This window comes from Parasphingopyxis marina (assembly GCF_014237875.1).
In the GTDB taxonomy this organism is placed as follows: Bacteria; Pseudomonadota; Alphaproteobacteria; order Sphingomonadales; family Sphingomonadaceae; genus Parasphingopyxis; species Parasphingopyxis marina.
In genome coordinates, this window is record NZ_JACJVJ010000003.1 from 130903 (window position 1) to 143116 (window position 12214).

At 64.9% G+C, this 12214-nt stretch carries 12 protein-coding genes; all 12 read left to right on the forward strand.

What is annotated here, in order from left to right:
- Positions 1-84 precede the first annotated feature (84 nt).
- The 12 genes from H6P80_RS15175 to H6P80_RS15230 all read left to right on the forward strand — a co-directional run bounded on the left by H6P80_RS15175 (position 85) and on the right by H6P80_RS15230 (position 12207).
- Entirely contained in the window at positions 85-1224 is a 1140-nt protein-coding gene (locus H6P80_RS15175) for an acyl-CoA dehydrogenase family protein (RefSeq protein ID WP_185802266.1), read from the forward strand.
- A complete protein-coding gene (locus H6P80_RS15180) occupies positions 1217-2017 on the forward strand; it encodes an enoyl-CoA hydratase/isomerase family protein (protein ID WP_185802267.1) in 801 nt (266 codons plus the stop codon). Before H6P80_RS15175 ends, H6P80_RS15180 begins: the two co-directional genes overlap by 8 nt.
- The gene (locus tag H6P80_RS15185; protein WP_185802268.1) at positions 2007-2762 is read left to right on the forward strand and encodes an enoyl-CoA hydratase/isomerase family protein; all 756 of its coding nucleotides are present in this window, start codon (positions 2007-2009) and stop codon (positions 2760-2762) included. Before H6P80_RS15180 ends, H6P80_RS15185 begins: the two co-directional genes overlap by 11 nt.
- Entirely contained in the window at positions 2762-3226 is a 465-nt protein-coding gene (locus H6P80_RS15190) for a MaoC family dehydratase (RefSeq protein ID WP_185802498.1), read from the forward strand. Before H6P80_RS15185 ends, H6P80_RS15190 begins: the two co-directional genes overlap by 1 nt.
- A 5-nt stretch (positions 3227-3231) precedes the next feature.
- Positions 3232-3705, forward strand: coding sequence for a Zn-ribbon domain-containing OB-fold protein (locus tag H6P80_RS15195; RefSeq protein ID WP_185802269.1), 474 nt, complete (start codon positions 3232-3234; stop codon positions 3703-3705).
- Positions 3702-4685, forward strand: a complete 984-nt coding sequence (locus tag H6P80_RS15200) for a VOC family protein (RefSeq protein WP_185802270.1) — start codon at positions 3702-3704, stop codon at positions 4683-4685. The genes H6P80_RS15195 and H6P80_RS15200 overlap by 4 nt, the downstream gene beginning before the upstream one ends.
- A complete protein-coding gene (locus H6P80_RS15205; RefSeq protein WP_185802271.1) occupies positions 4682-8146 on the forward strand; it encodes an indolepyruvate ferredoxin oxidoreductase family protein in 3465 nt (1154 codons plus the stop codon). The genes H6P80_RS15200 and H6P80_RS15205 overlap by 4 nt, the downstream gene beginning before the upstream one ends.
- A 19-nt stretch (positions 8147-8165) precedes the next feature.
- Positions 8166-9047, forward strand: a complete 882-nt coding sequence (locus H6P80_RS15210; RefSeq protein WP_185802272.1) for an SDR family NAD(P)-dependent oxidoreductase — start codon at positions 8166-8168, stop codon at positions 9045-9047.
- A complete protein-coding gene (locus H6P80_RS15215) occupies positions 9044-10204 on the forward strand; it encodes a thiolase C-terminal domain-containing protein (RefSeq protein WP_185802273.1) in 1161 nt (386 codons plus the stop codon). Before H6P80_RS15210 ends, H6P80_RS15215 begins: the two co-directional genes overlap by 4 nt.
- Before the next feature lie 15 nt (positions 10205-10219).
- Positions 10220-10621, forward strand: a complete 402-nt coding sequence (locus H6P80_RS15220) for a VOC family protein (protein WP_185802274.1) — start codon at positions 10220-10222, stop codon at positions 10619-10621.
- Between the two features lie 49 nt (positions 10622-10670).
- A complete protein-coding gene (locus tag H6P80_RS15225) occupies positions 10671-11375 on the forward strand; it encodes an SDR family oxidoreductase (RefSeq protein WP_221893058.1) in 705 nt (234 codons plus the stop codon).
- 211 nt (positions 11376-11586) lie between these two features.
- The gene (locus tag H6P80_RS15230; protein ID WP_185802276.1) at positions 11587-12207 is read left to right on the forward strand and encodes a TetR/AcrR family transcriptional regulator; all 621 of its coding nucleotides are present in this window, start codon (positions 11587-11589) and stop codon (positions 12205-12207) included.
- Positions 12208-12214: the final 7 nt, after the last annotated feature.

The window sequence follows — 12214 nt, forward strand, 5'->3', positions numbered from 1 at the left end:
AATGTGAGCGCGAACAGAGTTGAGATGGAGACGGCGCCCCGCGCACATCCCTGAAAGCACGACTGGCTAGGGAAATTGCGCGACATGGAATTGGGACTGTCCGAAGAGCAGGCGCTGTTGCAGGAGACCTTGCGCCAGCTTTGCGAGGATCGGTTCCCGCTTGAGGCATTGCGCAGAACCGAGGCCGAGGAAGACGGCTTCCCGCGCGAGTTCTGGGACACTCTGTGCGAGCTGGGCGTGCCGGGCATCGCCATCGCCGAACGGTTCGGTGGCCTCGGAATGGGGCTTCTCGAATGTGCCCTGGTCCACGAGCAACTCGGCAGATTCCTGGTGCCGACCCCGCATTTCGTAAGTTCGATCCTCGCTGCTGAAGTGATCGCGCGTTCGGGCGAGGAGTCCTGGTTGTCGTTATGGTTGCCGGGAATAGCCGATGGCAGCCATATCATGACCGTGGCCACGCTCGAGTCCGGTGTCGGCCACGACCTGTCGGCCATGGGTGCCGAACTGACGCCTCTGGACGAAGGGGCACGGCTTTCTGGAACGAAGCACTTCGTGCCGTTTGCCAGTGTCGCGGACGATCTGCTCGTTCTCGCGCGCAACCCGAAAACCGGTGCGGTAACCGCGGCGATAGTACCCCGGGAGGCCGAGGGCGTGTCCATCCGCAGACAGGAAAGTCTCGCGACGGAGCCCTGTTTTGAAATTGCATTCGATGATGTCGTTGTTGGCGCGGACCGAATTCTGTCAGGGGACGCCGATATCGGGGCCGCTTGGCATGGCGCAATGTGTACCGGGCTCGTCGTCCTCGCGGCGCAGGCCGTCGGCGCTGCCCAGCACATCCACGAAATCAGCACCGCCTATGCGAAAGAGCGGGAGGCGTTCGGCCGTCCCATCGGCGGTTTTCAGGCGATCGCCCATTATCTCGCCGATGCGATCGTCGAGATCGAGGGATGCCGCACGCTGGTCTATCAGGCGGCTTGGCGGCGGGACAACGGCCGCGCCTATCAATCCGCGGCGGCCATCGCGAAGCTGCAGGCCTGCGCGATGTTCCGCCGCGTTTCGGCGCTCGGTATCCAGGTCCATGGCGGGCTGGGGTACACGATCGAAGCCGATCCCCAGCTCTTCTTCCGTCGCGCCAAACAGTGGCAGTTGCTCAACTGGGATGATGCGTTTCTGGAAGAGGAGATCGCCCGTCTGACGATCGACGAGGAGCCGGAGCGTGTTTGAAACGCTCGCCTATTCGGTCGCGGACGGCATCGCGGTCATCACGCTTGACCGGCCCGGTCGGCACAACGCGATCAACCACCAGATGCATTGCGAACTGCCGCGCGTCTGGGAGGTTTTCGATCGGGATCCCGAAGCGATCGTCGCGATCGTGACGGGCAGCGGCGAGAAGGCGTTCTGCACCGGCGCCGATGTGGCCGATCTGCCGAAACTGGACAGGGAAAGCGCGCCCAGCCATCACGCCATTCGATGGACGGGGTTGCAGAACCGGGTCTGGAAGCCGGTGATTTGCGCGGTCAACGGGCTCACCGTCGGCGGAGGCCTCCATTTCGTCGCCGATGCCGATATCGTCCTGGCCAGCGAAAATGCGGCCTTTTGCGACAGCCATGTCAGTGTGGGTCTCGTCGCGGGGCTTGAACCGGTCTCGCTGGCGCGGCGGATGCCGCTCGAGGCCGTGCTGAGGCTTTCGCTCGTAGGACGCGACGAACGCATGTCGGCCGATCGCGCGCTGGCGCTCGGCATGGTCGGGGAAGTCGTCGCGCCGGACTGTCTGATGAAGCGGGCCCGCGAGCTTGCCGCGTCGATCGCGAAGAATTCACCTTCGGCCATGGGGCGGACCAAGCGTGCAATCTGGCAGTCGCTCGAGCTGCCGTTGCACGAGGCGCTGGACGCCGCCTGGGAGGAAATCCTCGCGCATAACGAAGGGCCTGATTTCGCGGAAGGCGTGAACGCCTTTCTCGAACGCCGCGCGCCGCGCTGGGCGCCGTTGACGCCGGAACAGCCCGATGAGCGGTGAGCGCGAAATCCGGATCGAGCGCGACGGAAATGTCGGCGTCATCACGCTCGATCGGCCCGACAGGCTCAACGCCTACACGCCCGATATGGGCGACGAACTCGTCGATGCGTTCAGGGCTTTAGCCGGCGATGCCGCCATCGGCGCGATCCTGCTGACCGGATCCGGGCGTGCCTTCTGCGCCGGGGCCGACCGGGCCTTTCTGGACGGCGAGCGCGGGCGCAACGGAAAGCGCATCGGCGAAGAGCATTTCATTTCCGATTTCGCGCCGGAACTATTTGCGATTCCCAAACCCGTCATCGCCGCCGTCAACGGTCCGGCGGTCGGCATCGGTGCGACGATGCTGCTGCCGCTCGACATACGGATCGCGGGCAAGAGCGCGCTGTTCGGCTTTCCCTTCGCGCGGCTGGGGCTGATGCCCGGCATGGGTTCCACCTGCCTGCTGTCGGCGATCGTCGGCCTTTCGCGCGCCAAGGAAATTTTCCTGACCGGGGCGACACTCGACAGCGCAGCCGCGCTTGAGGCCGGACTGGTGAGCCGTGTCGTCGCCGATGCCGATCTTCCCGCCGCAGCCAACGAACTGGCCCGGGCGGTGGCGGGCAACGATGCCGCCGCGATGGCCGAGGTCAAGCGGGCCATGGCCCATTCCATGGCCGAGGAACTGGGACGGGCGATCGAGAACGAACAGCGCGAGGCGCGCGCTCTTGCCCAGCGCCGCGCCGCGATCAGGAAAGACCAGGTGACGTGATGGATGAAATCCGGTTCGACGCCATTGCCGCGCTAGAGGCCCGAAAGTCGGAAGAGTTCGGTCCGTGGAGCGCCTCTGTCGAGGTGCCCCAGAGCATGATCGCGGCCTTCGCCGAGATGACCGGCGACCGCCAATGGATTCATGTCGACAAGGAACGCGCGGCGGCGAGCCCGTTCGGCACGACGATCGCGCACGGTTTCCTGGTGCTCGCGCTCTCGCCGGTTATCAAGAACAGCGCCGGCTACGTCGTCGTCGGCCACGGCAGCGCTCTCAACTACGGTCTCGAACGCGTGCGCTTCGTCGCGCCGGTTCCGGCGGGTGCCTCGGTCCACGGGCATACGCGGATCGTCGACGTCGCCGAGGAAAAGGGCGGAACGATGCTCACCACCGGCGTCGCCATCCATGTCGTGGGGTCCGACAAGCCGTCGGTCTGCTTCGACTGGAAGATTCTCTACAGGGCGTGAGCGGGATGATCGAGACCATACCCCTTCCCGTGACGGACGACCCCGTGGATCGTGCCTTCTGGCAGGCCTGTCTCGAAGGCAGGCTGCTCGTCCAGCGGTGCGGCGATTGCGGCCATGTCCAGCATCCGCCTCGCGCAATGTGCCCGGTGTGCCGCTCGATGGAGCTCGGCTGGAGCGAATGCGTCGGCACGGGCACGATCTGGTCGTTCACCGTTCCGCGTCCGCCGCTGCTTCCGGCCTTTGCCGGACTTGTTCCCTATGTCGTGGTGATCGTCGAGCCCGACGACTTCCCCGGAATCCGGATCGTCGGCGCTCTGGCCGGGATCGAAGGGAACGGCATCGGCGGAATCGACCCTGAGACGATCGCGATCGGGGGTCCGGTTCGCCTCACCTTCGTCAGCCTCGCCGACGATGTCGCACTGCCCTGCTGGGCGCCCGTGGCGGCCGACGGCTCATTGGAAAAGGACGCGCAGCAATGAAGATCAAATCGCTCGGCTATATCGGCATCGGCAGTACGGACCCGGACGCTTGGCTGGCTTTCGGAACCGGCGTCCTCGGCATGATGCCGGCCCGCGCCATTCCGGGCGAGGGCTGGGGAGAGCCCGGCCAGCCGCGCGAACCGACGGGTAGGCCCGATGGCGTCGGCGCCGACGGGGCGGTCTATCTCAAGATGGACGAGCGCCAGTGGCGTATCGCGATCCACCCGACAGACGGCGCGCGCGACCTGCTTTACATGGGCCTCGAACTCGACGGCCATATCGAGCTTGAGGCCGCCGTCGCCGAGCTGCGCGCCGCCGGGATCGAGGTACGCGAGGGCAGCGACGAGGATGCGTTCTGCCGCGCCGTGACGGGGATCGCCTATTGCGAGGATCCGTCGGGCAACGCGCTCGAGCTCTATTACGGGCCGACCACCGATTATAATTTCGCCTCGCCCGTGCCCGGTCTCGAATTCGTCGCCGGGCATCTCGGCGTCGGCCATTTCAACCTGTTCGTGCACAACCAGGCGGCCTGCTTCGATTTCTACACACGACTGCTGGGTTTCAAACTGTCCGACTATTTCCGCTACGGGCCGGGGGTCGCGCTCCAGTTCCTGCGTTGCAATCCGCGCCACCACAGCATTGCGATGATCGACATGGGCACGGGCAACGTCCTCCAGCACATGCTCGTCGAGATGGCGACCGTCGACGATGTCGGCAAGGCGCTCGACCGGGCGAAGCGGGCCGGTATGAACGTCGTCAGCGCGCTGGGTCGGCACCGCAACGACGGGATGTTCTCCTTCTACATGCGTTCGCCCAGCGGTTTCGATGTCGAGGTCGGCTGCGGCGGCAAGCTGCTCGATGAGACCTGGTCGCCCAACGAGTTCTGCGAGGGCGATGTCTGGGGCCATGACGGGCTGATCGAGGCCGTGATCGAGGCCAGCGAGGTGGCGCGCGCGCGCGCAGGCCAGGGGGCGCCATGACCGGCGCGACGATCGACACCGGCTATCGGCTCGAAGATCGCTACCGGCGCAAAACCGGGCGCGTCTTCCTGTCCGGCTCGCAGGCGCTGGTTCGCCTGCCGATGATGCAGCGGCAGCGCGATGCCGCAGCGGGGCTCGACACGGCCGGTTTCATCTCCGGCTATACCGGTTCGCCGCTCGGCGGATACGATATTGCGCTGAAACAGGTGCCCGAACTGCTCGAAGAGCATCACATCCATTTCGAGCCGGGGATCAACGAGGATCTCGGCGCCACCGCCGTCTGGGGCTCGCAGCAGGTCGGACTGTTCGGCAATGCGCGCTACGATGGCGTGTTTGGCATCTGGTACGGCAAGGGCCCCGGCGTCGATCGCTCGGGCGACGCGCTCAAGCATGGCAGCTATTCGGGCACCTCGCCCAATGGCGGCGTGCTAGTGCTGGCGGGCGACGATCACGGCGCCAAGTCCTCGACGACGGCGCATCAGAGCGATCACGCCTTCATCCATTTCGGCATGCCTTATCTCAATCCCGCCTCCGTGCAGGACTATCTCGATCTCGGCATGCACGGCTTCGCGATGTCGCGCTATTCGGGTTGTTGGATCGGCATGAAATGCGTGACCGACACCATCGAGAGCAGCGCTTCGGTCGAGGTCGATCCGCACCGCGTCGAAATCGTCATGCCCGACGGAAGCAACGCCGCCGGACAGCGCAGCACGCGCTGGATGGTTCCCGCACTCGCCATCGAAAAGCGGCATTATCAGGAACGCTTACCGGCGGTGCAGGCCTATGTGCGCGCGAACGGCCTCAATCGGACGGTCATTGCTTCCTCCGTCCGTAATCTCGCGATCGTGACCACCGGCAAGGCCTATCTCGACGTCAGACAGGCGCTCGACGATCTCGGACTCGACGAGGCTCGCTGCGAAGCGCTGGGTCTTTCGCTGTTCAAGGTCGCCATGCCCTGGCCGCTGGAACCCGAGGGTGTGCTCGACTTCGTCGCGGGCCATCGCGAGATCCTCGTCGTCGAGGAAAAACGGCCGGTGATCGAGGATCAGATCGCGCGCCTGCTCGTCAACATGCCCGATCATCCCCTGTTGCTCGGCAAGCGCGACGAGGCGGGCGCCGAACTCGTTTCCGCCGAGGGCGAGACCGCTCCGCTGCCGGTCGCGCAGGCGATCGGCGCGCGGCTCGAAGCGCTGACCGCCGATGCCGACCTTTCGGCCCGACTGGCGGTGCTCGGCCGCGAAAATGCCGGGCCGGCGGCAAAGGCTGCCTCGCTTGCGCGCATGCCCAGCTTCTGCGCTGGCTGCCCGCACAACCGTTCGACCAAGCTGCCCGACGGCAGCGTCGCCTTCGGCGGAATCGGTTGCCACGGCATGGCGACCTTCCTACCCGAACGAAACACGCCGACTCTGTTCCAGATGGGCGGGGAGGGCGCGCCTTGGATCGGCATCGCGCCGTTCACTGAAACGCCGCACATCTTCCAGAATCTCGGCGACGGCACCTATTATCATTCGGGCCTGCTCGCGATCCGCGCCGCCGTCGCCGCCGGCGTCAACATCACCTACAAGATCCTCGTCAACGATGCGATCGCGATGACGGGCGGCCAGGAAATCGCCGGCAAGATGCGCGTCGACACGCTGACCCGCCAGGTCCATGCCGAGGGCGCCCGTGCCATCGCCGTCGTCACCGACCATCCCGAACAATATGGGGCGGAAGCCGATTTCGCGCCGGGCACTACCGTCCATCACCGCGACGATCTCGACGAGGTCCAGCGCCGGATGCGCGAGATCGAAGGCGTGACGGCGATCGTCTACGACCAGAATTGCGCGACCGAGCTCCGCCGCCGGCGCAAGCGCGGTAAGGCGGAGGATCCCGATTGCCGGCCCTTCATCGCCAGCCGCGTGTGCGAAGGCTGCGGCGATTGCTCCGTCCAGTCCAACTGCATCGCCATCGAACCGGTCGAGACCGATTTCGGCCGCAAGCGGCGGATCAACCAGTCTGCCTGCAACAAGGATTTCTCCTGCATCGAGGGATATTGCCCAAGCTTCGTCACCGTTCATGGCGGGCGGCCCCGCAAACGCGATAGCGGAGCCGAGCAGGGCCATGCCGCGCTGCTCGCTGCCCTGCCCGAACCCTCTGCAGCTCCGGTGGAGGCGCCGTTCAGCCTGCTCGTTACGGGTATCGGCGGCTATGGCGTCGTCACGCTCGGCGCGATCCTCGGCATGGCGGCCCATCTCGAAGGCAAGGGCTGTTCGGTGCTCGACGTTGCCGGGCTGGCTCAGCGCAACGGGCCCGTCACCAGCCACGTTCGTATCGCGGCTACGCCCGAAGCGCTCCAGGCGACCCGCATCGCCCGCGCCGATCTCGTCATCGGCAGCGACATCGTCGTCACCGCGAGTGCCGACGTACTGGGCCGGATGCGGCCGGGCCTGACGCGCGCCGTGGTCAACAGCCATGTCGCGCCGACTTCCGATTTCGCGACCAATCCCGATCTCGATCTCGCTGCGGATTCGATGGAAGCGTTGGTCGTCGAGCGCACCGAGAAAGCGGAGTTCCTCGAAGCGAGCCGGCTTGCCTATGCGCTGATGGGCAACGAGATCGCAGCCAATCTGATGCTGGTCGGCTATGCCGCGCAGCGCGGCTGGCTGCCGGTGTCGCTAGAGGCGCTCGACCGTGCGATCGAACTTAACGGTACCGCGGTCGGGATGAACCGCGCGGCCCTCGCATGGGGTCGGATCGCGGCCCATGATCCGGAACGGGTGGCGGCGCCGATCTCCCCCGAGTCGGCCGACATCGGGGCGGGCGAAAGCCTCGACGCGTTGATCGAGCGCAACGCCGCCGAACTCGTTCGCTACCAGGACGAAGCCTATGCCGCGCGTTATCGCGAACTCGTCGAGCGCGCACGCACTGCCGAGACCGGGCTGGGCGGCGGGGAGGACGATTTCGCCCGCGCTGTGGCCCGCTATTATTACAAGCTGCTCGCCTACAAGGACGAATATGAGGTTGCCCGGCTGCTAAGCGGCGAGGAGTTCCGCAAGGCCTTGGAGGAGGAGTTCGAAGGCGATTTCCGCATCGAATTCCACATGGCTCCGCCTATCTTGCAGCGCCGCGATCCGCGTACGGGCCGCTATCCCAAACGCCGTTTCGGCGGCTGGATGATCCACGCCTTGCGGCTGTTGGCGAAGTTCCGCCGATTCCGCGGCACTGCGTTCGACGTCTTCGGCTATGCTGCGCATCGTCGGCTCGAACGCGCCCTGATCGCCGAATATGAGAGCGACGTCGCGATGATTGCCGAGCGCCTCGATCATGCCAACCGGGAGGCCGCTGTCCGGCTGGCCGGCTGGCCGGAACTCGTCCGCGGCTACGATAGCGTCAAGGACGGGCACATAGCCGACATGCGGAAAAAAAAGGCCGAATGGATGGCCGAACTCGACGAGGCCCGGCGCGTAGCCGTGCCCGCTTGACCAATATGGGACAGACGGAATGACATTTCTTCAGGGCAAGGCGGCCGTGGTGACGGGCGGCGGACGGGGAATAGGCAAGGGGCATTGCCTCGCGCTCGCCGGAGCCGGCGCGCGGGTCGCCGTCAACGATATCGACAAGGACGTCGCCGGCGAAGTTGTCGCCGAGATCGAGGCGGTGGGCGGCGAAGCGGTGGCCAGCGATGCCAATATCGGCAGCCGGGAAGGCGCGGAGGCGCTGATCGCCTGCTGCGTCGAGAGGTTCGGCGGAATCGACATCCTCGTCAACAATGCCGGCAATCTGCGCGACCGTTCCTTCCTCAAGATGAGCGACGAGGAATTCGACGCCGTCTGGACCGTGCATGTGAAGGGCACCTTCTGGTGCAGCCAGACGGCGGCGCGTGCGATGCGCGAGGCCGGACGCGGCGGGGCGATCGTCAACACCACTTCGGGCGCGCATTTCGGCAGTTTCGGGCAAACCAACTATGCCGCCGCCAAGGGCGCCATCGCCTCGATGACCTATACCTGGGCGCTTGAACTCGCCCGCTACGGCATTCGCGTCAACGCGATCGGACCGACGGGGACGACACGCATGTCGGATACCTTCGCCGGCGAGCCCTTGCCCTTCGTCGATCCCGCGCTGAACGGGCCGCTCGTCGCCTTCCTGTGCAGCGACAAGGCCCGCACCGTCAGCGGGCAGGTCTTCGGATCGGGCGGCGAGCGCGTCGCCCATATGGTGCAGCCGCATTACGGCAAGACTCTCGTTCGCGAGGCGGGCTGGACGGTCGAGGCGCTGGAGAAGCATTTCATCGGCCAGCTTGCGGGCGAATTCGGCGCGCTCGGAATGCTCGCCCGGCCCTATCCCTTTCATGAAGGCGTGGGACCGCAGGGCGAGGGTGCATGACGCAAACGACCGCCTTCAAGGACCGGACGGCGATCGTCGGCATTGGCCAGACGGCCTTCGCCAAGTCGCTGCCCGAGACTGAACTGCAGCTTGCCTGCCGCGCGATCCGGGCCGCGCTCGACGATGCCGGGATCGACCCGGGTGAGGTCGACGCGCTTGGCTGCTTCACCCAGGAGACGACGCCCGAATTCGAGATCGCCCGCAATCTCGGCTTCGGCGAACTGCATTTCTTCAGCCAGGTAGCCCATGGCGGCGGGGCGATTTGCGGCGCGATCGGTCAGGTTGCGATGGCGATCGCGCTCGGTGTCGCCAAGGTCGGCGTGGTCTGGCGCTCGCGCAAGCGCGGCGACCCTTCGAAGCGCCAATGGGCGGGAGTCCAGCCCCGCATCGACGATCATTGGAAATGGTCGCGCCCGCACGGCCTGTCACGTCCCGTCGACGAGGTCGCGGTGATGATGCGGCGCTATATGCACGATCATGGCGCGACGCGCGAGCAGCTCGCCTCGGTTGCGCTGGCGCAACGCGCTTATGCCAATGGCAATCCCGATGCGCTGATGCGCGAGAAGCCGATGACGCTTTCGAGCTACCTCGATGCGCGGATGATCTCCGATCCGCTCTGCCTGTTCGACAACTGCCTCGAAAGCGACGGAGCGATCGCGATCGTCGTCACCGCGGCGGAGCGCGTACGCGATCTCAGACGCTCGCCGGTGCTCATCCACGCCTTTTCGCAAGGGATGACGCGCGAGCATCAACTGATGACCGACTATCACGGTGCCGATCCGTTTCGCAGTTCGTCGGGCGCCACTGCCGCCAATCTCTGGCGGCAGTCGGATATCGGGCCGGCCGAGATCGACTTCGCCCAGATCTATGACGCTTTCTCGCCGCTCGTCCTTTTCAGCCTCGAAAATTACGGCTTTTGCGGCCGCGGCGAGGCGGCGGCCTTTGCCGCAGGCGGCGCGATCGCGAAAGGCGGATCGCTGCCGGTCAATACCTCGGGCGGCAGCCTGTCCGAAGTCTATCTACACGGCGCCAATCTGGTGACCGAGGCCGTCCGCCAGCTGCGCGGCGAAGCGGCGAACCAGGTCGACGGGGCCGAAACCTGTCTTGTCAGCACGTGCGACAGTACGCCGAACGGCGCGCTCGTGCTGCGGCGATAAAGCGAAAGGATGGCCATGACACTCGAACCGGCTGGAGGCGCAATCGACATCGGCATCGTCACCGTGAACGAGGCGGCGATGCGGAGCTTCTACGAAGAACTACTGGGACTGCCGGTCGTCGGCGAAGTGCCGACCGGCGCCGATCGCATCGTCAAGCTCCAGTGCGGGTCGAGCGCAATCAAGCTTTACGTGCTGGCGGCACAGCCCGAGGCCGGTTCGGGCGCGGGTCACTATCTCGCCGCAACGGGCATACGGTATTTCACGATTCCCGTTCGCAATCTGCGGGCGACCGTGGAGACATGCCGCGAGGCCGGTGTTTCGGTCGTCACGGATGTCGTGGAGCCCCGACCCGGCTTGATCGCGGCCTTGATCGCCGACCCGGACGGGAACACGATCGAACTGATGGAAACCCAATGAACTGCGTCGCGGGATCAAGGCGACGTCCGACCGAGGAGAGGAAATGGTAATGGACACATCTCGAAAGGTGCTCGTGGTCACGGGCGGAAGCCGCGGCATCGGCCTTGCGACGGCCGAGCGCTTTGCGGTCGACGGCTACGATATCGTCAATATCTCCCGCACCCCGACTCCGATGGAAGGCGCCACCCAGATCGAGGCCGACCTCATCGATCCGAATTGGGCGGATGCCGCCCGGGACGTTATCGCCAAGGCCCTTGCAGGCGCCGATTCGATCTGCCTCGTCCACAACAGCGCCCTCCAGGTTCCCGGCGAGGTTTCTCAGGTCGACATCGAAGGTTTCAGGAATTCCTGCGAAATCAACGTCGTCGCGCCGGCGATCCTCAATCTGATGGTGCTGCCCGCCATGGGACGCGGGTCTTCGATCATCTATATCGGCTCGACCATGAGCAAACGGGCTACCAGGGGCCTGACGTCGTATATCGCGACGAAACACGCCGTTGTCGGCCTGATGAAAGCCACGGCTCAGGATCTCGGCGGGACCGGAATTCACACCGCCTGCGTCTGCCCGGGCTTTACGAATACCGAGATGCTGCAAAAGTATGGCGGCGAGGCCATGGCGCATCTCGCTTCCAAGGTTCACGAGAATCGGCTGATCGAACCTGCGGAGATCGCCGAGACGATCTTCTTCGCCGCAAACAACCCGGTATTGAACGGATCGGTTGTCGAGGCCGAGAACTGCTTCATCGAGCCCTAGGCGCGCCTCGACGGCAGATGCGAGTTCAATGTGAGCAAAGTTTCAGTTTTTCTGCTATCGCGAATGGCGTCCACCGCAACCCCGAACACGGATGGTGTGGCGGAGTGTACCAGGTCGGCTCGGCGACGATGATCGACGCACGCTATGACTGGCGTGCGATCAGGGTGCCGAGATTGATGCTTCCGGCCGGCGAATATGGAGAGGAAAACCGATGACTGCCTTGGATGCTCAACTGGCCCCCCGCAAGATTCCGCAACAACAGCGTGCCCAGTTCACGGTCGACTGCATATTGCGAGCGGCGGAATCGATCATCGTGAAAAGCGGCTACGATGCCGCCACGACCAACCATATCGCCGAGGTTGCCGGGGTCAGTATCGGCTCGCTCTATCAGTATTTCGCGAGCAAGGAGGCGATTGCCGCCGCGCTCGTCGAGAGCGCGGTGATGAACGCGACCGAGGTGCTGCGCGATTGCCTCATCGAGAACATGGCGAAGCCGCTCGAGGAATCAGCGCGTGAAATCATCCGGGCGATCCTCGAAACCCGCAAGCAATACAGCTTCATCTTCCTGCGCCTGCCGCGAGAGGTTCCGAAGCTTGGCCGGCTGTCGCGCAACGTCACGACCGAGAAGTTCCTCTACAACACGATCCGCGCTTATTATCAGCACCACCGCTCCGAGATCGAGGTCGAAGATCTGGAAGTCGCGATGTTCGTGGCCGAGCACATCATCGTCGGCAGCATCGACGCCTATATCGACAACAACTCGCCCTCCATCACCGACGAGCAGCTTGTCGAACAGCTTTCCGATGCCTTCGTGAAATATCTCACCAAATGACAAGAAC

What these genes read in the sequence shown, in the direction of transcription:
- H6P80_RS15230 (WP_185802276.1), top strand. Translation starts at nt 11,587, where the DNA reads ATGACTGCCTTGGATGCTCAACTGGCCCCCCGCAAGATTCCGCAACAA.
- H6P80_RS15195 (WP_185802269.1), top strand. Translation starts at nt 3,232, where the DNA reads ATGATCGAGACCATACCCCTTCCCGTGACGGACGACCCCGTGGATCGT.
- H6P80_RS15205 (WP_185802271.1), top strand. Translation starts at nt 4,682, where the DNA reads ATGACCGGCGCGACGATCGACACCGGCTATCGGCTCGAAGATCGCTAC.
- H6P80_RS15220 (WP_185802274.1), top strand. Translation starts at nt 10,220, where the DNA reads ATGACACTCGAACCGGCTGGAGGCGCAATCGACATCGGCATCGTCACC.
- H6P80_RS15175 (WP_185802266.1), top strand. Translation starts at nt 85, where the DNA reads ATGGAATTGGGACTGTCCGAAGAGCAGGCGCTGTTGCAGGAGACCTTG.
- H6P80_RS15215 (WP_185802273.1), top strand. Translation starts at nt 9,044, where the DNA reads ATGACGCAAACGACCGCCTTCAAGGACCGGACGGCGATCGTCGGCATT.
- H6P80_RS15210 (WP_185802272.1), top strand. Translation starts at nt 8,166, where the DNA reads ATGACATTTCTTCAGGGCAAGGCGGCCGTGGTGACGGGCGGCGGACGG.
- H6P80_RS15190 (WP_185802498.1), top strand. Translation starts at nt 2,762, where the DNA reads ATGGATGAAATCCGGTTCGACGCCATTGCCGCGCTAGAGGCCCGAAAG.
- H6P80_RS15185 (WP_185802268.1), top strand. Translation starts at nt 2,007, where the DNA reads ATGAGCGGTGAGCGCGAAATCCGGATCGAGCGCGACGGAAATGTCGGC.
- H6P80_RS15200 (WP_185802270.1), top strand. Translation starts at nt 3,702, where the DNA reads ATGAAGATCAAATCGCTCGGCTATATCGGCATCGGCAGTACGGACCCG.
- H6P80_RS15225 (WP_221893058.1), top strand. Translation starts at nt 10,671, where the DNA reads ATGGACACATCTCGAAAGGTGCTCGTGGTCACGGGCGGAAGCCGCGGC.